This window comes from Aquihabitans sp. G128, from assembly GCF_019048865.1.
Taxonomy (GTDB): Bacteria; Actinomycetota; Acidimicrobiia; order Acidimicrobiales; family Iamiaceae; genus Aquihabitans.
Window position 1 is genome coordinate 4897617 of sequence record NZ_CP077604.1, and the last position, 20109, is coordinate 4917725.

Below are 20109 nucleotides of genomic sequence, written 5' to 3' on the forward strand. Positions count from 1 at the left end.
GTGACCCGCCCGTCGCCGAGGCCGCCGACCCGAAGCTCAAGCCGCTGGCCTCCAGCGACGACGAGTGGCGCGACCGGCTCAGCCCCGCCGAGTACGACGTGCTCCGCCGGGCCGGCACCGAGCGGGCCTTCGCCGGCGCCTACACCGACACCGAGGAGCCCGGCCTCTACCGCTGCAACGCCTGTGGGAACCCGCTCTACACGAGCGACACCAAGTTCCACTCCGGCAGCGGCTGGCCCAGCTTCACCGAGGCCGTGTCGCCCGACGCGGTCGAGGTCATCGAGGACCGGAGCCACGGGATGGTCCGCACCGAGGTGCGCTGCGCCCGCTGCCACTCCCACCTGGGCCACGTCTTCCCCGACGGCCCCCGAGACAAGGGCGGCCTCCGCTACTGCATGAACAGCCTGGCGCTCGACCTCGACGCCGAGGGCCAGCCCGCCAGCTGAGCGGCTGGCTGGCCGCAACCGAGACGGGTCGCAGGACCGGGCGACGAGCCCGGGCTGCGGCCCGTCGTCGCGTCCGGGGATCAGCGGCCGTTGGTGCTCCAGTGCCAGGGCTCCGAGGGCAGGTTCTGCAGGCCGAAGTCGGCGGCGTTGGCCGCCAGCCACTTGTAGCAAGCGGTCGTGCGGGTGTCGCAGCTGGTGAAGTCGATGGCCAGGCCCCTCTCGTGCATCGAGGTGCCCGGGATCGCGGTCGGCGGGCTGCACTGGCTCGAGGGCTTCTGCCAGATGTCGTAGTAGGTCGTGCCGCAGTTCGCCTTGCGCACGGCGATCTGGGCGTCGGCGGTGCGGAAGCCGCCGCCGCAGAGCTTCAGGCCGTCGGCCTTGGCGGCGGCCAGCAGGGCCTTGACGTCGCCCGCGATCGAGGTGGCCACGGTGATGGTGCTGCCGCTGGCACAGGTCACCTTGGTGGTGGCCGGCGCCGGGATGGTCGTGGTGGTCGTCGACGTCCCCGTCGGCGGCTCGGCCCGGGTGGGCTCACAAGCCGTGCCGGCCAGGGCGACGAGCCCGATGGCGGCGACGGCGAGCAGCTGCCGCGGGCGCGTGGTGGTGCGCAGTCGCATCTCGTGGTCCCCTCCCGAGCCACGGCCGAGCTCGTGCCGGCGCACCACAGGCAACGGCACCCTCGGGGCCCGCCTTGAGCGGACATCGCGAGATGGGTGCGAACGGGTGACGAACGCGTGACGGGCCCCGCTGCTGGCCCGCACCGTTCAGTCGTGGTCGCGGAGGTCTTCCTTCCACGCCCGGAACCGGGTGTGGCGCTCCCCGCTGGGCCCGACGCCGTCGCCCGAGCCGTCGGGGAACAGGAGGAAGGTGAAGGCCTCGGACAGGTCGGCCGCCCGCGCCGTCCAGTAGGACGCGTCGGCACCGCGCGCCGGCCCGGCCCGCCAGAGCAGCCAGGGCCCAATGCGGCGGAGGAAGCTGGCCGTGTCGCCGGCGACCGCGTCGCCCGGTCCGCCGAAGCGCTCGCCGAGCGCCAGCAGCTCCGCCGGCGCCTCCACCCACGCCGTGGCCGGGATGGTGCGCGTGCGCTGCGGGGTGTCGGGCAGCTCGGCGGTGTGCACCGGGCGGTGGTCGACCGGCCGGGCGGGCGAGGGGAGCGCGTCATCGGCCATGGCGCCATCGTCGCACCCCGTCCCGCCTCGGACCGGATCGCCGGCGCCCCGATTCGGGCCGGTGAGGTCTCGTGCCCGCCCGCGGCCGTGCCGGTCACCGGTCGTCGACCCGAGCAGGAACTGGTGAGGTCCCGTGCCCGCACGGGTCCGAGCCGTTCACCGGTCGGCCGTGGAGGGGCGTGTCGCACGGTGTCCCAGGTTGGGACGGTTGCCGGGCGAACCCGGCAACTCGGTCGTACCCTGTGTCCAGCGTCACTTCCGACGATCCGGGGACCTGCAGATGGGCCGAGCCACGCCGCCGCCAGTCGAGCCGAGGCCGGAGATCGCCGCGTCATGGGCCCGCTCCTTGCGCTCGGGCGTCACCGGCGACGCCCTCGCCCCCTCGCTGGCCGCCGACGCCGACCCCACGGGCCGCCTCGCCTCGCTGGCGGCGCCCGTGCTCGACCGGCTCTCGTCGACGCTGGCCGACACCCGCACCACCGTCGTGCTGACCGATGCCCACGCCGGCGTGCTCGACCGGCGCGCCGGCACGCAGCCGCTGGGCGACCTGCTCGACGGCATCGGGCTGGTGCCGGGCTACTCCTACGCCGAGGACGTGGTGGGCACCAACGGCATGGGCACCGCGGCCGAGGAGCGCCGGGCCGTGCTGGTGAAGGGGCCGGAGCACTACGCCGAGGCGCTCCGCCCGCTCACGTGCATGGGCGTGCCGATCGAGCACCCCGTCACCGGTCGGCTCGAAGGCGTGCTCGACCTCACCTGCTTCAACGAGGACGCCGGGCCGTGGATGGCGCCGCTGGTGGCGGAGGCCGTCGCCGGCATCCGCGGCCAGCTCGAGGAAGACGCCACGGTGGCCGAGCGGGCGCTGTTCAGCGCCTTCCTGCGGGCGTCGCACCGGGCCTCGGGCGCGGTGGTGTCGTTGAACCACTCGTTCGTCCTGACCAACCCCGCCGCCGCCCGGCTGCTCGACGGCGCCGACCACGGCGCGCTGTGGGAGATCGGCGCCGCTGCGGTGACCGGGCGCAGCGACGACGTGCAGGAGCTCCTGCTGGCCAGCGGGTCGCGCGTCCACGCCCGGTTCGAGGTCGTGGAGGTGGGGGAGCGGCCCGTCGGGGCCATCGTGCGCCTGGCCGAGGCGGTGGCGGAGGCGTCGACGCGCACCGTCGGCTCCCGGTCGGGCACCGCATCGCGGCGCGCCGCCCCGTCATCACCCGCCGGGGCCCCTGCGTACGGACCGGCAGGGGTCACCGCCCGCCTCGCCGACGAGGTGGCCGGCGCGCTGGCCGCCGGCGAGCGGGTCCTGCTCCGTGGGCCGAGCGGCGCCGGCAAGCTGACCGTGGCCAAGCTGGCGCTGGACCACGCGACGGTGCCGGTGTTCGACGCCGGGCGAGCGGTGGTCGACGGCGCCCGGGCGTGGCTGGTCGACGTCGAAGCGGCTCTCACCGGTGGCGGCCCGGTCGTGATCCGCCACCTCGAGGCGTTGGGGGCCGACGTGTCGGCGGGGCTGACCGCGGTGCTGGACGCCACGCCCCCAGGCGTCGCCGTGATCGCCACCGTGGCCGAGCCCGGCTCGACGGTCGGCGCCCCCGGGCCCGCTGCCGGGCCTGCTGCCGGACAGGCCCTGGCCGATCGCTTCGACCGGCTGGTGCGGGTGCCCGGCATCGCCGATCGCGTCGAGGAGCTCCCCGGGCTGATCCGCTCGATCCTCGGCCGCCTGGCGCCCACCGGCGCGGTCCGGCTGGCCCCCGAGGTGGTCCAGGCGCTCACCCGGGTCGACCTCCCCGGCAACCTCCGCCAGCTCGAGGCCCTGCTCCACCGCGTGGTGGTGAAGCGCCACGTGGGCACGATCACGCTGGACGACCTGCCCCCCGAGGTCCGCGCCGCCACCCACCGCCCGCACCTCACCGCCATGGAGCAGCACGAGTGCGAGGCCATCGCCTCCGCCCTCGCGTCCGCCGACGGCAACAAGGCGGCCGCCGCCTCGGCGCTCGGCATCTCCCGGTCGACGCTGTACCGCAAGCTCGAGGCCTACGGCCTCCAGCTCGACCGCCGGGCCTGGTAGGCCCGGCGGCCACCCTTGGTGGGGCTAGTCGAGGTCCTCGACCTCGTCGCCGCCGAGGACGGGCACCAGGCTCGCCTCCTCGTCGTCGGTGAACAACCGGGACCGCAGCAGGAAGCGGACGCCTTCGGGCGACTCCAGGGAGAACCCGCCACCCCGCCCGGGCACGACGTCGATCGTGAGGTGGGTGTGCTTCCAGTACTGGAACTGCGGCTTCGACATCCAGACGTCGACCGGCCGGTCGAGTCCGGCGAAGGCCACCTGGCCCACCCGCACGTCGCCGCCGCCCACGAGGAACTCGCCCCGCGGGTAGCACATGGGCGACGAGCCGTCGCAGCAGCCGCCCGACTGGTGGAACATCACCGGGCCGTGCTCGGCCGAGAGGCGGCGGACCAGGTCCGCCGCCGCGTCGGTGAAGGCCACCCGCTCGGTCGACCCCGTGGTGGGGCCGGCGGGCCCGGGCATCAGAAGAAGCCGAGCTTGTCCGGCGAGTAGGACACCAGCAGGTTCTTCGTCTGCTGGTAGTGGTCGAGCATCATCTTGTGGTTCTCCCGGCCGATGCCGGAGCTCTTGTAGCCGCCGAACGCAGCGTGGGCGGGGTACAGGTGGTAGCAGTTGCACCACACCCGCCCGGCCTGGATGGCCCGGCCGGCCCGGAACTGGGTGTTCACGTCCCGGGTCCAGACACCGGCGCCGAGGCCGTAGAGCGTGTCGTTGGCGATCGAGATCGCGCCGTCGTAGCCGTCGAACTTCGCCACGGCGAGCACCGGCCCGAAGATCTCCTCCTGGAAGATCCGCATCTGGTTGGTGCCCTCGAAGATCGTGGGCTCGACGTAGTACCCGCCGCTGAGCTCACCGCCGAGGTCGGAGCGCTCACCGCCCACCAGGACGGTGGCGCCCTCGGACTTGCCGATGTCGATGTAGCTGAGGATCTTCTCCAGCTGGTCGTTCGAGGCCTGGGCACCGATCATCGTGTCGGTGTCGAGCGGGTGGCCCTGGACGACGCTCTTGGTGCGGGCCAGGGCGTCGCCCAGGAACTTGTCGTAGATCGGTGCGTCGATGAGCGCCCGGCTGGGACAGGTGCAGACCTCGCCCTGGTTGAGCGCGAACATCGTGAACCCCTCGAGCGCCTTGTCGTAGAAGGCGTCGTCGTGGTCGGCCACGTCCCGGAAGAAGATGTTGGGGCTCTTGCCGCCCAGCTCGAGGGTGACCGGGATGATGTTCTGGCTGGCGTACTGCATGATCAGCCGACCGGTGGTGGTCTCGCCGGTGAAGGCGACCTTGGCGATGCGGCTGCTCGACGCCAGCGGCTTGCCGGCCTCGGTGCCGAAGCCCTGCACGATGTTGAGCACGCCCTCGGGCAGCAGGTCGCCCACCAGCCCGATGAGGATGTTGATCGAGGCCGGGGTCTGCTCGGCGGGCTTGAGCACCACGGCGTTGCCGGCGGCGAGCGCCGGGGCCAGCTTCCAGACCGCCATGAGGATCGGGAAGTTCCACGGGATGATCTGGGCGACCACGCCCAGCGGCTCCTGGAAGTGGTAGGCGACGGTGTCGTCGTCGATCTGGCTGACCGAGCCCTCCTGGGCCCGCAGCGCGCCGGCGAAGTAGCGGAAGTGGTCGATGGCGAGCGGGATGTCGGCGGCCAGGCACTCGCGCACCGGCTTGCCGTTGTCCCAGCTCTCGGCGACGGCCAGGACCTCGAGGTTCTCCTCCATGCGGTCGGCGATCTTGTTCAGGATCTGCGAGCGCTCGCCGGCCGAGGTCTTGCCCCAGGCCGGGGCCGCGGCGTGGGCCGCATCGAGGGCCCGCTCGACGTCGTCGGCGGTGCCGCGGGCGATCTCGGTGAAGGTCTCGCCGGTCACCGGTGACGGGTTCTCGAACCACTGGCCCTTGGCGGGGTCGACCCACTCGCCGCCGATGTAGTGGCCGTAGCGGTCCTGGTAGCTGACCGTGCTGTCGGCGGTTCCCGGGTTGGCGAACTTCGGCATGTGGACTCCCTGTGGTCTCGGTGCGGCCGATCGCCGCACGCCCCTGGTGGGTCCATGCTCCGCCCGCCGTCGCTCCGGCGGGTGTCCCGATGTGGCACACGGTGCGCGCCACGTCCGGGCGCTACCAGCCGCGGTCGATCCACTCCTGGAGGTGGGGGGACTCGGTGCCGATGGTGGTGGCGTCGCCGTGGCCCGGCAGGACCAGGGTGTCGGCCGCCAGCGGGCGGAACAGCCGCTGCTCCACGGCGTCGATGAGGGTGGCGAAGTCGCCGCCCTCGAAGGTGGCGTTGCCCACGCCGCCCGGGAACAGCGTGTCGCCGCTGAAGAGCAGCGGGGCCCCCTCGAGGCGGAAGCACATCGAGCCGGGGGTGTGGCCCGGCGTGTGGATGGTGTGGAGGCGCAGCCGCCCGACCTCGACGACGTCGTCGTCGGCGAGCAGCTCGTCGTAGGAGGGGAGCATGGCGGCGTCCTCCGCGGTCACGTGCACCGAGTACCCGGCGTCGCGCAGCTGTGGCACGGCCTGGATGTGGTCCCAGTGGCCGTGGGTCTCGAGCACGTCGGTGACGCCGAGGGCCTGGCACAGCTCCAGCAGCCGGTCGTGCTCGTTGGCGGCGTCGAGCAGCACGGCCCGGCCGGTCTCGCGGCACCGCAGGACGTAGACGTTGTTCTCGACGGGGCCGACGACGACCTGGTGGACCTCGGCGGCGGTGTCGGACCAGACGAGCGTGCTCATGGTCCCAGTCTGGCGGGCGCCGCCGCTCGATGCGCCCGGGCGCGACGACGCCCCGGCCGGGGGGAGGGGGTGGCCAGGGCGCCGTCGGACCCACCGTGCACTGGAGAGCGCCCGCTGGGATCTTGGGCCGAGCGGCCGCGAGGGCGGCTCGGTGCGATGGCACGATGCTACGCCCACCGGCGGCCCGGCGAGCCAGTCGGTCGCGAAGTCCCAGGTCAGCGAGGTGCGGCTCGCGCTTCGGAGACCGCCGGTATGTCGGGCCGGTCCGGCGGCCAGCTCAGGAGGAGGCGACGGCGAAGCCCAGGGCGAGGGCCACGGGGATCTGGCGGGGGTCGAACGTGACGAAGGTGACCGGTCCCGGGAGGCGGGTGGCGGCGGCGAGGTGCAGCGCGTCGACGGTGCGCAGCGGGTGCTCGCGCGTGAGCTCGGCGGCCCGGTCCAGGCAGCCCTGGTCGAGCGGCACCACGTGGACGCGCTCCCAGTCGTCGCGCAGGGCGCGGCGCACGCGGTCCCCGTCGGTGGGCAGGTCGCACACGCGGTCGACGAGGCCGAGCGCCTCGGCCCGGGCCAGCGCCGACGCGCACCACACCGGGTCGCCGGCCATGGCGTCGAGGACCACTCGTCGGTGGGGACCGGACAGGTAGCGGCCGAGCAGGGCCGAGGTGTCGAGGGCCAGGGTCACGCGCCGCGCACCTCGCGCAGGGCGCGGTCGAGGCGGCGGCCGGTCCACGAGTCGACCAGCACCTCGGGGTCGGCGGGGCGGTCGCCGCGCCGCGCCGGCTCGATCAGGCCGCGCGCCGCCAGGTCGTCGATGCTCACCTGGGCGCTCGACGGCTCGACCGGGCCCAGTTGGGCGACGGCTCGGCCGCCGATGGTGATGACGATGCGCTCGCCCCCGCCGGCGCGCCGCACCAGGGAGGTCAGCCGGCCGCGGAGCTCGCGGATCCCGAGGCGCTCGCTGGTGGCAGACGGGGCGGGCGGAACCGAGGCGGCTGGCGGCGGCGCCGACGGGCCGTCGACGCGGCCGCGGCCCTGGAGGGCGAGCGCTTGGTCCAGCACGGCGGGCCGGTCGGGGCGGGGGGAGCGGGCCACCGAGGCAGCGTACACACGCGTACACCGGCCGACGGGCGGCCCGCCCGGGCCCGTGCCACCATCTCCGGCGACCCACCGTCGACGACCCCAGGGGACCACCGTGAACTTCGCGTTCAACGAGGAGCAGGACGAGCTCCGCAAGACCACCCGCAGCTTCCTCGAGGCCAAGTCGCCCGAGACCGCCGTCCGCGAGCAGATGGACACCGAGGCCGGCTACGACGAGGCGGTCTGGAAGCAGATGGGCGAGCAGCTCGGCCTCCAGGGCCTGATCGTCCCCGAGGAGTTCGGCGGCTCCGGCTACGGCTACATCGAGCTCATCGTGATCCTCGAGGAGATGGGCCGGGCCCTGCTCTGCGCCCCGTTCTTCTCCACCGTGGTCCTGGCCGGCAACACGCTGGTCCACGCCGGTGACGACGCCGCCAAGGCCGACTACCTCCCGGGCATCGCGGCCGGCGAGACCATCGCCACCCTGGCCTTCACCGAGGACAACGGCCGCTGGGACGAGGCGGGCATCACCGCCACGGCCACCAAGGACGGCGACGCCTGGAAGATCGACGGCGCCAAGACCTACGTGCTCGACGGCCACACCGCGTCGCTCATCCTCGTGGCGGCCCGCACCGACGCCGGCGTGAGCCTCTTCGCCGTCGAGGGCGACGCCGCCGGGCTCACCCGGACCGCGCTCTCCACCATGGACCAGACCCGCAAGCAGGCCAAGCTCGACTTCGCCAGCGTGCCGGCCCGCCTCATCGGCACCGACGGCGAGGGCTGGTCCGTGCTGGAGCGGGTGCTCGACCTCGCCGCCGTGGCGCTCGCCGCCGAGCAGGTCGGCGGCGCCCAGAAGGTGCTGGAGTCGGCCGTGGAGTACGCCAAGGACCGCGTGCAGTTCGGGCGGCCCATCGGCTCGTTCCAGGCCATCAAGCACAAGTGCGCCGACATGCTGCTCGAGGTCGAGTCGGCCAAGTCCGCCGCCTACTACGCCGGCTGGTGCGCCTCGGAGCTCAACGACGAGCTGCCCGCCGTGGCCTCCCTGGCCAAGGCCTACTGCTCGGAGGCGTACTTCCACGCCGCCGCCGAGAACATCCAGATCCACGGTGGCATCGGCTTCACCTGGGAGCACCCGGCCCACCTGTACTTCAAGCGGGCCAAGTCGTCGGAGCTGCTCTTCGGCGACCCCACCTACCACCGCGAGCTGCTGGCGCAGCGCATCGGCATCTGACACCGGACACCCACCACGGCCCGCCCCGGTCCGCCGGGGCGGGCCGTGGCGCGCCCGGGCGCGGCATGCGGGCGACAGGTGCGGGTAGCAGAGCGGGCCTATCCTGGCTCCGCCGGTTCGGGGCGGAACCGGGGAGCCCCTTCAGGGAACCGCCACCGATGCCGATGGGTCTTGCGATGGAGACACCGATGGAGACGCGACGCCGCCCGATCGGGCGCGCCCGCGCCCTGGCGCTGCTGGCGGTGCTCGCCGTCGTCGCCGGGGTGCTGGCCCCCTCGGCCTCGGCGCAGGACGCTCCCGCAGCGCCGAAGACGCCGGCCGAGGAGCGGGCGTCGCGCATCCTCGAGGAGACGCTCGCCCTCGCGCCCACCGACCAGCCGCCGTCGCCCGACGACGTCTTCGTGGCGGTCGTCGCCGCGCGCAAGGCGGTGGGGGAGGCCGCGGTGGCCCGGCTCGGCGCCCAGCAGCGCTCGCAACAGGCCGATGCCGACGCCCTCACCGCAGCCGTCGCGCTGGCCAAGGCGCGCGACCGCGAAGACGCCGCCACCGCCACCCGGGACGACGACAAGGCCACGCTGGCCAGCGAGCGGGAGCTGCTGTCGGACCTCACCGTCCGGGCCTACGTCACCGGCGACGACCTCAGCCTCGACGAGTACCGCGCCCTGGTCCACGGCGACACCACCGACCCCGCCCGCGGCCGCACGATCATGTTCGAGCAGGTGCTGCACCGGCAGGAGCAGGTCACCGAGGCCGCTCGGGTGGCCCTGGAGAAGGCTCGCAAGGCCCTCGCCACCGCCAAGGCCGCCCGCGTGCGGGCCCAGGACGGGGCCAGCCTGGCGTCGCTGGCCGCCGCCACCCGGGCTCGCGAGAAGTCCGATGCCGAGGCCGCCCACCTCGGCGCCCAGGTCGACCTGCAGCAGGCCTCCGACCGGCTGCGGTCGGGCCGGGTCGCGGGGATGGTGCCCGAGGGCGTCGCCCTGATCGGCCTGCCCCGCCTCAGCGCCGAGGACCTGGCCGGCTGGTTCGCCACCAGCCCCTACTCGCCCCGGGTCACGACGCCCATCGCCGACTACGCCCGCTGGTTCATCGCCGAGGGCAACCAGGAGGGCATCCGCGGCGACATCGCCTTCGCCCAGGCCGTGCTCGAGACCGGCGGCTTCGCCAACAACGACTCCGTCTCCGCCAACAACTTCTCCGGCATCGGCCACTGCGACCTCTGCCCGTCGGGCTGGACGTTCCCCACGCCCGAGCTCGGGGTGCGGGCCCAGATCCAGCTCCTGAAGTCCTACGCCATCCGCAAGCCCGAGTACGTCAGCCCGCTGGTCGACAAGCGGCTGCGGGGCCCGGCCGGCTGCTGCGCCACCTGGGGCGACCTCACGACGGTGTGGGCCACCGACCCCGGCTACGGCCCCAAGGTCATGCTCATCTACACGTCGATGGTCCAGTACGCCCTCGGTCGCCGCGCTGCCGGGCAGGGCTTCGACGACCCCGTCGCCACCATCGACTGATCCGGTCCGGGGCCGCGGCGATAGGTTCCGGAGCGTGATGTGGGTCTTCGCGCTGCTCGGGCTGGTGGTGATCGTGGTGATCGGGCTGGTCCTGGTGGGGCGCGAGACCGCCCGGTTGGCCGGCGCTGCCCGCCCGGCGGTGTTCGACCTCGCCGAGGCCACCGAGTTCATCGCCGACCGGCTCCCGGCCGAGGTGCAGGCCCGCATCTCCCACGACGACGTCGAGTGGATCCTGCTGGCCGACGCCGACCTGCTGGAAGAGGCCACGTCGGACCCGTTGGACCGCCGCTACCCGTGGAGCCGGGCGCCCCGGCTGGTCGAGGGCCGCCCGATCCCGGTGCGCGACGACGCCGGCGAGGTGGTGGAGGGGGCCGAGCTCGGTCCCCAGGACCCCTACGGCCAGGTCATCGACGAGGACGTGGCCATCGCCCGCATCCTCCTGGCGGCCGACGCCGCCGGGCGCGAGGTGGCCGACGAGGACATCGTCGCCGTGCTCGATGGCCGCCTCCAGTACCTGGAGGCCATCGGCGCCATCGGCGGCCGCGCCGACGACGCCGGCTGAGCGCTCGGCACCCCCGGCGGCGGTTGCCCGCCCGCGGCGGTCGTCGCGTACGTTGTGGGGCATGGAGCGCCCCACCCGTTTCGAGCACAACCGCTACGTCGGCGACAAGCGGACCCAGGTCGTCTACGACCTCGACACCGTGCCCGAGGAGATCATGGCGGAGCTGCTCGAGGCCCGGACCTACCTCAGCTTCGGGCCCGACACGCTGGTCGAGGCCCGCAACCGCGGCTACAAGCCCCACGCAAGCGTCGCCCCCGCTGCCGACGACGCGTGACCCGCACCCCGCTCGCCGGCCGCTGATGGAGGTCGAGCTCCGCTCCGGAGGCTTCCGCCTCGCCGGGTACGTGGCCCACCCGCCCGTGGCCGAGACCCGGTCGCCGGTGCTGGTGCTGTGCCACGGCTACCCGTCGGGCGCCCTGCCCGCCGAGGCCACCGGGCGCTCGTACCCGGCGCTCGCCGACCGCATCGCCAACGAGGGCTGGCGGGTCATCACCTTCACCTTCCGGGGCTGCGGCACGTCCACCGGGGACTTCTCCCTCGGCGGCTGGCTCGACGACCTGCTCGCGGTCATCGACCAGGCGGCCGAGCTCGGCGAGACCCGCGGCGTGTGGCTGGCCGGCTTCGGCACGGGCGGCGGGCTCTGCATCTCGGCGGCGGCCCGTCGGCCCGAGGTCGCCGGCGTCGCCGCGCTCGGCGCCCCCGCCGACTACAGCGACTGGGCCCGGCACCCCCGCCGCCTGCTCCAGCACGCCCGCGACATCGGCGCCATCACCGATCCGGCGTTCCCTGCGGCGCTCGACCTGTGGACCCGCCAGCTGCGCGACATCAAGCCCGTCGACGACGCCGCCCTCATGGCGCCCCGCTCGCTGCTCGTGCTGCACGGCTCCGACGACGAGTCGGTGCCCTCGTTCGACGCTCGCGTGCTCGGCGACGCCCACGGTTCGGCCGAGCTGCGGATCATCTCCGGCGCCGCCCACGACCTGCGCCACGACCCCCGTGCGGTGGCCATCCTGCTGGGCTGGCTCGACCGCGAACGCCACGGATCTCGTCCGTCACCCGTTGAGACCTAAAGCTGGTGGGTAGGTGTGCCGACCCATCACGTGTCCACGCGCTCGCTAGCGTGGGCCATCCGTCCGAGAAGGAGCCCCGTGCTCGAAGCGCAGGACCCGGCGTCGTCCGAGGTCGAAGTCGATGAAGAGGTGCCCCACTCGCTCATGGGCGAGCTGCGGGAGCTCGGCCTCGTCGGCCAGATGTGGACCCTCACCGTCGTGGTCTTCTGCGTGGCCCGCGCCGTGGTGGTGTGGCCCGTGCTGCAGGAGCACAACGTCAACCCGTGGTGGTTCCTCGCCATCGACGTCGGCACGTCGCCCACCTACGGCATCGGCCAGGCCATGGGCGTGAAGCTCATGCGCGACGACCGCCGCCCCATGCGGGATGCGGCGCCGTGGATCGTGATGCTGATGGTGTCCTTCGTGGCGCCCTACGCCTACCTGCTGGCCTCGGCCGGCAAGCTGCCGGGCTACGTCGTCATCGGCGTGGTGCTCTGGATGGTCCTCTTCGGCGGCCTCGCCGCGGTGCGCATGGCCCGCGAGGTGCGGGTCGGCACCGCGGCCACCTGAGCCCCTCCGGCCTGCCCCTTCGGGGTGAGCGCAGGCCCTCGGGCCACCCGGGTCGGGCGGTTCACGTACCGTTCACGTCGTGCGCACGGACGCGAAACCAGGTAGCGGCAGGGTCTCCCAGGTGAGCGACCTGTTCGACGACTACGACGCGGGCTCCATCCGGCGGACCTACGACGAGATGTTCGATCGGTTCGGTCGGGTGCGCGACACCTACCGGGCCGTGCACGACACGTTGGAGCCGCAGAGCACCGCAGACCTGGCCTCTCGGGCCGACGGGCTGAGCCGGGCCTACCGGGACCGGGGCGTCACCTTCGCCCTCTCCGGCCAGGAGCGGCCCTTCCCGCTCGACCTGGTGCCCCGGGTCCTCTCCGCCGAGGAGTGGCGCCGCCTGGAGGCGGGCATCCGCCAGCGGGTGCTGGCCCTCGAGGCGTTCCTGGCCGACGTCTACGGCCCCGGCGAGGTGTTCGACGACCAGGTGGTGCCCCGCAAGCTGGTGCACTCCTCGCCGCACTTCCACCGCCAGGTCCACGGCGTGGAGCCGGCCGGCGGCGTGCGCATCCACGTCTCCGGCGTCGACGTCATCCGCGACGACCACGGCGAGTTCCGCGTGCTGGAGGACAACCTCCGCAGCCCGTCGGGCGTGAGCTACGTGATGGAGAACCGCCGGGTGATGGCCCGGGTGTTCCCGGACCTGTTCGGCGCCTCGGCGGTGGCGCCGGTCGACGACTACCCCCGCCACCTGCTCGGTGCCCTGCGGGCCACCGCCCCGGCCCGGGCATCGGACCCGCGCATCGTGGTGCTCACCCCGGGCGTGCACAACAGCGCCTACTTCGAGCACGCCCTCCTGGCCCGCATGATGGGCGTCGACCTGGTGGAGGGCCGCGACCTCGTCTGCCGCGACGACGTCACCTACGTGCGCACCACCACCGGCGAGGAGCGCGCCGACGTCATGTACCGGCGCATCGACGACGAGTTCCTGGACCCGGTGCAGTTCCGCCCCGACTCCGTGCTGGGCTGCGCGGGGCTCATCCACTCGGCCCGCGCCGGCAACCTCACCATCGCCAACGCGGTGGGCAACGGGGTGGCCGACGACAAGCTCATCTACAGCTACGTGCCCGACCTCATCGAGTACTACCTGGGCGAGCCGCCGCTGCTGCGCAACGTGGAGACCTACCGCCTCGGCGAGGACGACGTGCGCGAGTTCGTGCTCGACCGCATCGACCAGATGGTGGTCAAGCCCGTCGACGCCTCCGGCGGCTACGGCCTGGTCTTCGGGCCGGACGCGTCGGACGAGGAGCTGGCCGACTGCCGGGCCAACATCATCGCCGACCCGCGCGGCTACATCGCCCAGCCCGTCGTCGCCCTCTCCACCGGCCCGACGCTGGTCGACGGACGGCTCCGGCCCCGCCACCTCGACCTGCGCCCCTTCGCCGTCAACGACGGCGAGAAGGTCTGGGTCCTGCCCGGCGGCCTGACCCGGGTGGCGCTGCCCGAGGGCAGCCTGGTGGTGAACTCCAGCCAGGGCGGCGGTTCCAAGGACACGTGGGTGCTGGCCGACGACGACGCCACGTTCGGCCTCGACATGGCCATGCCCGTGCCCAAGGAGGCCACCAACCGCCCGGCGCCCCCCGTGCCGCTGCAGTTCGGTCCGGCCGACGACCACGAGCGCCACCACCAGCAGCAGCTCCAGCAGCAGCAGTCCCCGGAGGCCGCCGCCGAGCCGACACCCACCACCGACGAAGGGGAGGTGCCCTCGTGCTGAGCCGCATCGCCGAAGCCCTCTACTGGATGGGCCGGTACCTGGAGCGGGCCGACGACACCGCCCGGCTGCTCGACGTGCACGTGCACCGCATGGTCGTCCAGCTCAACGACGACCGGGTGGGCGCCTCCCTGCTCGAGAGCATGGGCATCGAGGGCGAGCACCTGGCCCGCCTCGAGGCCGAGGGCCCGATCGACCTCTGGAAGGCCACCGAGCTGCTGGCCTACGACGCCGACAACCCCAGCTCCGTGGTCGGCTCGCTGCGCCTGGCCCGGGAGAACGCCCGGGGCCTGCGCGAGATCCTGGCCACCGAGGTGTGGGAGGCGCTGAACCGGACCTACCACGAGCTCGACAACCACGTCCGTGCCGCCCGCACGCTCGGGCCCCACCTGCTCTTCCAGTGGGTGCGAGACCGCGTGGCGCTGGTGGGCGGCCTCATCGACACGGTGCTGCTCCACGACGACGGCTGGCGGTTCCTGACCATCGGTCGGTCCTTGGAACGGGTGGACATGACGGCCCGCCTCCTCGGGGCGGTGCCGGCCAACGCCGACGCCTCCCGGTGGAGCGGCGTGCTGGTGTCCTGCGGGGCCAACGACGCCTTCCTCCGGACCTACGGCGGCGACATCGACCAGGCCAAGGCCCTGAGCGTGCTGCTGCTCGACCCGGACTTCCCCCGCTCGGTGTCCTACGCCCTGGCGCAGGCCGAGCAGGCGCTCGACGACGTCGACGGCGGCCAGCGCCCCAACGGCGGCCGTCGCCGCCCGCTGGTGCGCACCAGCGCCGCGGCCCGCGAGGTCGGGCGCATCCGGTCCGAGCTGGCCTACACCGACCCGGCCCTGCTGGCCGCCGACCTGCCCGCCGTGGTGGCCCGCCTCCAGGCCGCCACCGCCTACGCCTCCGAGCTGGTGACCCAGCGCTACTTCCAGCGGGTGGCGTTCATCGAGTGGACCCCGGACAAGAGCGCATGAGCTGGCGACTGCAGATCACCCACACCACCAAGTACAAGTACGACTCGCCGGTGGCGCAGTCGTACAACGAGGCCCGCCTGGAGCCCCGCAGCGACCGGCTCCAGACCGTGCTCTCCAGCCGGGTCGAGGTCGAGCCGGCCACCCGGGTGGTCCGCCACATCGACTACTGGGGCTCGGTGGTGCACCACTTCGACATCCAGGTGCCCCACACCGAGCTGACCGTCACCGGCCGCACCACCATCGAGACCGCCGCCCAGGCCGCCGAGCCGGGCGACATCGGCTGGGAGGAGCTGCGCGGCGTGCCCATGCGGGACCGCTTCGAGGAGCTGCTCGTGCCCACCGAGACCGTGGCGTGGAACGAGGAGCTCGCCGCCGTGGCCGCCGAGCTGGCCGCCGCCAACGACACCCCCGCAGCCGCCGCCGAGGCCGCTGCGGCCTGGGTCAACGAGCGGCTCGACTACCGCTCGGGCACCACGGGCGTGAAGACCACCGCCGTGCAGGTGCTCGACACCGGCGCCGGCGTCTGCCAGGACTTCGCCCACGTCACCCTCGCCCTGCTCCGGGCCATGGGCATCCCGAGCTGGTACGTCTCGGGCTACCTGCACCCCCGCAAGGAGGCGCCGGTCGACGAGCCGCTCGTGGGCGAGAGCCACGCGTGGGTGGCCGCCTTCACCGGCACCGTCTGGCCGCTGGACCCCACCAGCCTCAACCCGGTGGCCGAGCGCCACGTCCGGGTCGCGGCCGGGCGCGACTACTCCGACGTGTCCCCGTTCCGGGGCATCTACGCCGGGCGCGCCGCCCAAGAGCTCGACGTCAGCGTCGAGCTGGTCCGCAAGGCCTGACGCCTCGCCCGGCGAGGCGCCGTGATCGGTGCCACGCTGGTCCCATGGCGACCCCACCGACGTTCCGCATGGGCCGGCTCGACCACGTGCACATCCGCGTGCCGGACCGTGACGAAGCCGCCCGCTGGTACGCCGAGCACCTCGGGTTCGAGCCCGTGGCCGAGTACGACTTCTGGGCGAAGGGCTTCGAGGGCGGCCCGCTGCAGATCTCGGCCGACGGCGGCCGGACCACGCTGGCCCTGTTCGAGGCCAGCGAGGGGCACCCGATGGTGCCCCAGCGCACGGGCGTGGCGTTCAGCGTCGACGCCGAGGTGTTCTCGGCGTTCATCCGCTCGCTGCCGAACGGCATCGACCACCCGGACGGCACGCCACTCGCGCCGGAGCACCTGGTGGACTTCGACCTCTGCTGGGCCGTCGACCTGGTCGACCCCTGGGGCAACCAGTACGAGCTCAACTGCTACGAGTACGACCGCATCGCCGCGGACCTCGTGGCCGCCGATGCCATCGCCGTCACCCGCTACTGGCCCCGCGACACCTACGACGCCTACCTCACGGGTGGCCCGGCGTAGCGGCGTGGCCCTGGCGGGGCCGACCGCTAGAGCGAGAACTCGGACTTGGACTTCTTGGCGGCCTTCTGGAGCTTCTTCCACGCCTGGACCTCGCGCAGCTTGGGCAGCGAGTCGACGTCGGCGGCCGATCGGGGCTGGGTGTCGCTGAACGCACCGGCAGCGGCCTTCCAGCCGCGCGGCTTCACGTCGAAGCGCTTGGCCAGGAGCGCCACGAAGATGCGCGACTTCTCCTCGGCGAAGCCGGGCAGCGCCGACACCCGGGCGTAGAGCGTGGTGCCGGACTTGGCGGTGGTCCAGATGCTGGCGGTGTCGCCCTCGTACTCGTCGACGATGACCCGGGCGATCCCGTGGGCCCGTCGGGCCATGGCCGCCGGGTAGCGGTGCACGGCCGGCTTCTCGCAGAAGACCGCCACGACCTCCTCGGGGTCCATGGCGGCGATGCCGGCCGGTGACCACCGGTCGCCCAGCCGCTCCTTGATGACCATCGGCGAGCGGAACGCCCACGTCATCGGCACCTGCTGGTCGAGCAGCATCCCGTAGAGCAGCGCCAGCGGGTCGTGCGCCAGCAGCTCGTTGGCGTCGTCGTCGAACGTGATCGGGAAGGAGTCCGGCGCAGTCACCCCGCCGAGGCTAGGCGACCCCGCCAACCCCGAACTCGTCGCAGTTGGGCGACGCCACGGTCGACAACTGCGACAAGTTCGAGGGTTGGGCGAGCTGGCGGTCCTGAACTTGTCGCAGTTGGGCGACGCCACGGTCGACAACTGCGACAAGTTCGAGGGGTGGGGCTGGTCAGCCGTGCCAGGGGACGGCGGCTTCGGCGTCGAGGTCGTGGTGGGCGATGGCCTTGGCCACCAGGTCGGGGTCGACCTTGCCGTCGGCGGCGAGCGACGAGAGGACGGCCACCACCAGGTGGGGGGCGTCGGTCTCGAAGTAGCGGCGGAGGGCCTCGCGGGTGTCGGAGCGGCCGAAGCCGTCGGTGCCGAGCGAGCTGTAGCGGCGCTTCCTGGGCACCCAGCGCGAGATCTGGTCGGGCACGGTGCGCATGAAGTCGGTGACCGCCACGATCGGGCCCTTCGACCCGTCGAGCAGCTCGGTGACCCGGGGGGGTGCGGGCCGGCTCGCCGGGGTGGAGGCGGTTCCAGCGCTCGGCGGCCAGCGCGTCCTCGCGCAGGCGCTTGTAGGACGTGGCGCTCCACAGCTCGGCGCCGACGCCCCAGCGCTCGGCCAGCTCGGCCTGCGCCTCCCGGGCGGCGCCCTGGGCCGAGCCCGAGAACAGGATGGTGGCGGCCGCTGCGTGGTCGCCGTCGGGTGCCGGCTGCCAGCGGTACAGGCCCTCGACGATGCCCTCGGCCACGCCCTCGGCCATGGGCGGCATGACGTGGTTCTCGTTGTAGAGGGTCAGGTAGTAGAAGACGTCCTCGGGCTCCGGGCCGTACATGCGCTCGATGCCGGTGCGGATGATCTCGGCGGTCTCGTAGGCGAAGGCCGGGTCGTACGCCTCGCAGGTGGGCACGGTCGAGGCGAGGACGAGGCTGTGGCCGTCCTGGTGCTGGAGGCCCTCACCGGTGAGCGTGGTGCGCCCGGCGGTGGCGCCGAGCAGGAAGCCCCGGGCCCGGGCGTCGGCGGCCGCCCAGATGAGGTCGCCCACCCGCTGGAAGCCGAACATCGAATAGAAGATGAAGAACGGGACCATGGGCACGCCGCGGGTGGCGTAGGAGGTGGCCGCTGCGGTCCACGACGCGAGCCCGCCGGCCTCGGTGATGCCCTCCTCGAGCAGCTGGCCGTCGATGCTCTCCCGGTAGGAGAGCAGCAGCTTGTGGTCGACCGACTCGTACTTCTGGCCCTCGGCGGCGTAGATGCCGAACTCCTTGAACAACGAGTCCATGCCGAAGGTGCGGGCCTCGTCGGGGATGATCGGCACCACGCGGGGCCCGAAGCCCTCGTCGCGGGCGAAGGCGCGCAGCAGGCGGGTGAAGGCGGTGGTGGTGGACGCCTCCTTCTTGCCGGAGCCGCCGCGGAACTCGTCGAAGACGCTGTCCTGCGGGAGCGTGAGCGCCCGGTTGGTGCGCACCACCCGCTTGGGCAGCGAGCCGCCCAGCCGCCGGCGGCGGTCCATGAGGTAGGCGTGCAGCGGCGACCCGTCCGGTGGGCGGTAGTAGGGCGCCGAGGCGCCGTCGGCCAGCGCCTCCTCGGGGATCTCCTCCTCGAGGTGCAGGCGGGTGCGCAGCACGCAGCTGCTCGTTGGACATCTTCTTGATCTGGTGGGTGGCGTTGCGGCCCTCCACCTCGGTGCCCAGCGTCCAGCCCTTGACCGTCTTGGCCAGGATGACGGTGGGCTTGCCCCGCTGCTCGGTGGCGGCCTTGTAGGCGCTGTAGAGCTTCTGGTAGTCGTGCCCGCCGCGCGGCAGCCAGCGCAGGTCGTCGTCGGAGAGGTGCTCCACCATCTTGCGGAGCCGGGGGTCCGGGCCGAAGAAGTGCTCGCGGATGTAGGCGCCGTCCTCGATGGTGTAGCGCTGGAACTCGCCGTCGACGGTCTCGTTCATCTTCTTCACGAGCACGCCGTCGACGTCGTTCTCGATGAGCTCGTCCCACGCCGAGCCCCAGACGACCTTGATGACGTTCCAGCCCGAGCCGCGGAACACCGCCTCGAGCTCCTGGATGACCTTGCCGTTGCCCCGGACCGGTCCGTCGAGGCGCTGGAGGTTGCAGTTGACCACCCAGGTGAGGTTGTCGAGGCCCTCGCGCCCGGCCAGCGAGATGGCGCCGAGCGTCTCGGGCTCGTCGGTCTCGCCGTCGCCGATGAAGCACCACACCCGGCTGCCCGACGTGTCGTCGAGCCGGCGGTGGTGCAGGTAGCGGTTGAAGCGGGCCTGGTAGAGCGAGTTGATGGGGCCCAGGCCCATGGAGACCGTGGGGTACTCCCAGAACTCGGGCATGAGGCGGGGGTGGGGGTAGCTGGACAGGCCCTGCCCGTCGATCTCGCGCCGGAAGCCGTCGAGCTGGTCCTCGCTCAGCCGGCCCTCGAGGAACGCCCGGGCGTAGATGCCGGGGGCGGCGTGGCCCTGGATGTAGACGGCGTCGCCGGCGCCGCCGTCGTCCTTGCCCCGCCAGAAGTGGTTGAAGCCGACGTCGTAGAGCGCGGCGGAGGAGGCGAACGTGGCCAGGTGGCCGCCGATGCCCTCGGCGGCCTTGTTGGCCTTCACCACCATCACCGCGGCGTTCCACCGGATGAACGCCCGGATGCGCCGCTCCATCTCGAAGTCGCCCGGGAACCAGTAGCGGGCCTGCTCGTCGACGAGCGGGATGGTGTTCACGTACGGCGTGCGCACCGGCGTGGGCACGCCGAGGCCGAGCTCGTGGCCCCGGGCGAGCAGCCGCTGCACCAGGTACTCGGCGCGACCGGCGCCGTGCTGGGACGCCACGGCATCGAGTGACTCCAACCACTCCTTGGTCTCGCCCGGATCGGCGTCGAACAGCTGGTCAACGAAATCGTCGTCGATACCCATGCCTGCCATGGTGCCCCGCGGGGTCCGGCTTCGCACCCGTACCCACCGGTCACTTCGCACGCCGTTCACGTGCTCG

Annotated in this window: 20 protein-coding genes and 1 pseudogene; 12 read left to right on the forward strand and 9 right to left on the reverse strand. The window is 73.1% G+C overall.

What is annotated here, in order from left to right; genetic code table 11:
* The first annotated feature begins 98 nt into the window (after nt 1-98).
* The gene (gene msrB, locus KSP35_RS26330; protein ID WP_371749007.1) at nt 99-446 is read left to right on the forward strand and encodes a peptide-methionine (R)-S-oxide reductase MsrB; all 348 of its coding nucleotides are present in this window, start codon (nt 99-101) and stop codon (nt 444-446) included.
* A gap of 80 nt (nt 447-526) precedes the next feature.
* Here the strand turns inward: msrB and KSP35_RS23525 are convergent, their stop codons facing one another.
* Nucleotides 527-1063 carry a M15 family metallopeptidase gene (locus KSP35_RS23525; protein WP_216998190.1) on the reverse strand — a complete coding sequence of 179 codons (537 nt, stop codon included), beginning with the start codon at nt 1061-1063 and terminating at the stop codon, nt 527-529.
* A 147-nt stretch (nt 1064-1210) separates the two neighbouring features.
* Entirely contained in the window at nt 1211-1615 is a 405-nt protein-coding gene (locus tag KSP35_RS23530; RefSeq protein WP_216998191.1) for a hypothetical protein, read from the reverse strand.
* Nucleotides 1616-1895: 280 nt separating this feature from the next.
* Between KSP35_RS23530 and KSP35_RS23535 the strand changes: the two genes are divergently transcribed.
* Nucleotides 1896-3674 carry a sigma-54-dependent Fis family transcriptional regulator gene (locus tag KSP35_RS23535; protein WP_216998192.1) on the forward strand — a complete coding sequence of 593 codons (1779 nt, stop codon included), beginning with the start codon at nt 1896-1898 and terminating at the stop codon, nt 3672-3674.
* 24 nt (nt 3675-3698) lie between these two features.
* On the opposite strand, the gene KSP35_RS23540 is transcribed toward KSP35_RS23535, so the two are convergent.
* The 5 genes from KSP35_RS23540 to KSP35_RS23560 form a co-directional block, all read right to left on the reverse strand.
* Nucleotides 3699-4136: a DUF779 domain-containing protein gene (locus tag KSP35_RS23540; RefSeq protein WP_216998193.1), complete on the reverse strand. Its 438-nt coding sequence runs from the start codon at nt 4134-4136 to the stop codon at nt 3699-3701.
* Nucleotides 4136-5659 (reverse strand): aldehyde dehydrogenase family protein, encoded by a 1524-nt coding sequence (locus KSP35_RS23545; RefSeq protein WP_216998194.1) that lies wholly within the window; start codon nt 5657-5659, stop codon nt 4136-4138. Before KSP35_RS23545 ends, KSP35_RS23540 begins: the two co-directional genes overlap by 1 nt.
* A gap of 121 nt (nt 5660-5780) precedes the next feature.
* The gene (locus KSP35_RS23550; RefSeq protein ID WP_216998195.1) at nt 5781-6392 is read right to left on the reverse strand and encodes an MBL fold metallo-hydrolase; all 612 of its coding nucleotides are present in this window, start codon (nt 6390-6392) and stop codon (nt 5781-5783) included.
* Between the two features lie 277 nt (nt 6393-6669).
* Nucleotides 6670-7074 (reverse strand): type II toxin-antitoxin system VapC family toxin, encoded by a 405-nt coding sequence (locus KSP35_RS23555; protein WP_216998196.1) that lies wholly within the window; start codon nt 7072-7074, stop codon nt 6670-6672.
* On the reverse strand, nt 7071-7484 hold the full coding sequence (locus tag KSP35_RS23560; protein ID WP_216998197.1) for a type II toxin-antitoxin system Phd/YefM family antitoxin: 414 nt from the start codon (nt 7482-7484) through the stop codon (nt 7071-7073). Before KSP35_RS23560 ends, KSP35_RS23555 begins: the two co-directional genes overlap by 4 nt.
* 100 nt (nt 7485-7584) lie before the next feature.
* Here KSP35_RS23560 and KSP35_RS23565 point away from each other — a divergent pair, with 100 nt between their 5' ends.
* The 10 genes from KSP35_RS23565 to KSP35_RS23610 all read left to right on the forward strand — a co-directional run bounded on the left by KSP35_RS23565 (nt 7585) and on the right by KSP35_RS23610 (nt 16527).
* Nucleotides 7585-8700, forward strand: a complete 1116-nt coding sequence (locus KSP35_RS23565; RefSeq protein ID WP_216998198.1) for an acyl-CoA dehydrogenase family protein — start codon at nt 7585-7587, stop codon at nt 8698-8700.
* Between the two features lie 188 nt (nt 8701-8888).
* Nucleotides 8889-10208: a glucosaminidase domain-containing protein gene (locus tag KSP35_RS23570; RefSeq protein ID WP_216998199.1), complete on the forward strand. Its 1320-nt coding sequence runs from the start codon at nt 8889-8891 to the stop codon at nt 10206-10208.
* A 34-nt stretch (nt 10209-10242) separates the two neighbouring features.
* The gene (locus KSP35_RS23575) at nt 10243-10770 is read left to right on the forward strand and encodes a hypothetical protein (RefSeq protein ID WP_216998200.1); all 528 of its coding nucleotides are present in this window, start codon (nt 10243-10245) and stop codon (nt 10768-10770) included.
* A gap of 61 nt (nt 10771-10831) precedes the next feature.
* On the forward strand, nt 10832-11044 hold the full coding sequence (locus tag KSP35_RS23580) for a hypothetical protein (protein WP_216998201.1): 213 nt from the start codon (nt 10832-10834) through the stop codon (nt 11042-11044).
* A 25-nt stretch (nt 11045-11069) separates the two neighbouring features.
* A complete protein-coding gene (locus tag KSP35_RS23585) occupies nt 11070-11840 on the forward strand; it encodes a S9 family peptidase (RefSeq protein WP_216998202.1) in 771 nt (256 codons plus the stop codon).
* Nucleotides 11841-11918: 78 nt separating this feature from the next.
* Nucleotides 11919-12389, forward strand: a complete 471-nt coding sequence (locus KSP35_RS23590) for a hypothetical protein (protein WP_216998203.1) — start codon at nt 11919-11921, stop codon at nt 12387-12389.
* 178 nt (nt 12390-12567) lie between these two features.
* Nucleotides 12568-14151 carry a circularly permuted type 2 ATP-grasp protein gene (locus KSP35_RS23595; protein ID WP_371749008.1) on the forward strand — a complete coding sequence of 528 codons (1584 nt, stop codon included), beginning with the start codon at nt 12568-12570 and terminating at the stop codon, nt 14149-14151.
* Nucleotides 14145-15116, forward strand: a complete 972-nt coding sequence (locus KSP35_RS23600) for an alpha-E domain-containing protein (RefSeq protein ID WP_216998205.1) — start codon at nt 14145-14147, stop codon at nt 15114-15116. Before KSP35_RS23595 ends, KSP35_RS23600 begins: the two co-directional genes overlap by 7 nt.
* The gene (locus KSP35_RS25140; protein WP_216998206.1) at nt 15113-15958 is read left to right on the forward strand and encodes a transglutaminase family protein; all 846 of its coding nucleotides are present in this window, start codon (nt 15113-15115) and stop codon (nt 15956-15958) included. Before KSP35_RS23600 ends, KSP35_RS25140 begins: the two co-directional genes overlap by 4 nt.
* A 44-nt stretch (nt 15959-16002) precedes the next feature.
* Nucleotides 16003-16527 carry a VOC family protein gene (locus KSP35_RS23610; protein WP_216998207.1) on the forward strand — a complete coding sequence of 175 codons (525 nt, stop codon included), beginning with the start codon at nt 16003-16005 and terminating at the stop codon, nt 16525-16527.
* A gap of 26 nt (nt 16528-16553) precedes the next feature.
* Here KSP35_RS23610 and KSP35_RS23615 read toward each other — a convergent pair whose 3' ends face one another.
* The gene (locus KSP35_RS23615) at nt 16554-17147 is read right to left on the reverse strand and encodes an HhH-GPD-type base excision DNA repair protein (protein ID WP_216998208.1); all 594 of its coding nucleotides are present in this window, start codon (nt 17145-17147) and stop codon (nt 16554-16556) included.
* 169 nt (nt 17148-17316) lie between these two features.
* Nucleotides 17317-20042, reverse strand: a pseudogene (aceE, locus tag KSP35_RS23620) (pyruvate dehydrogenase (acetyl-transferring), homodimeric type).
* Nucleotides 20043-20109 lie beyond the last annotated feature (67 nt).

Bases quoted from the DNA above. Each gene is read 5' to 3' on its own strand.
- KSP35_RS23570 (WP_216998199.1), top strand. From the start codon at position 8,889: ATGGAGACGCGACGCCGCCCGATCGGGCGCGCCCGCGCCCTGGCGCTG.
- KSP35_RS23610 (WP_216998207.1), top strand. From the start codon at position 16,003: ATGGCGACCCCACCGACGTTCCGCATGGGCCGGCTCGACCACGTGCAC.
- KSP35_RS23540 (WP_216998193.1), bottom strand. From the start codon at position 4,136: ATGCCCGGGCCCGCCGGCCCCACCACGGGGTCGACCGAGCGGGTGGCC.
- KSP35_RS23530 (WP_216998191.1), bottom strand. From the start codon at position 1,615: ATGGCCGATGACGCGCTCCCCTCGCCCGCCCGGCCGGTCGACCACCGC.
- KSP35_RS23545 (WP_216998194.1), bottom strand. From the start codon at position 5,659: ATGCCGAAGTTCGCCAACCCGGGAACCGCCGACAGCACGGTCAGCTAC.
- KSP35_RS25140 (WP_216998206.1), top strand. From the start codon at position 15,113: ATGAGCTGGCGACTGCAGATCACCCACACCACCAAGTACAAGTACGAC.
- KSP35_RS23550 (WP_216998195.1), bottom strand. From the start codon at position 6,392: ATGAGCACGCTCGTCTGGTCCGACACCGCCGCCGAGGTCCACCAGGTC.
- KSP35_RS23580 (WP_216998201.1), top strand. From the start codon at position 10,832: ATGGAGCGCCCCACCCGTTTCGAGCACAACCGCTACGTCGGCGACAAG.
- KSP35_RS23595 (WP_371749008.1), top strand. From the start codon at position 12,568: ATGTTCGATCGGTTCGGTCGGGTGCGCGACACCTACCGGGCCGTGCAC.
- KSP35_RS23585 (WP_216998202.1), top strand. From the start codon at position 11,070: ATGGAGGTCGAGCTCCGCTCCGGAGGCTTCCGCCTCGCCGGGTACGTG.
- KSP35_RS23535 (WP_216998192.1), top strand. From the start codon at position 1,896: ATGGGCCGAGCCACGCCGCCGCCAGTCGAGCCGAGGCCGGAGATCGCC.
- KSP35_RS23525 (WP_216998190.1), bottom strand. From the start codon at position 1,063: ATGCGACTGCGCACCACCACGCGCCCGCGGCAGCTGCTCGCCGTCGCC.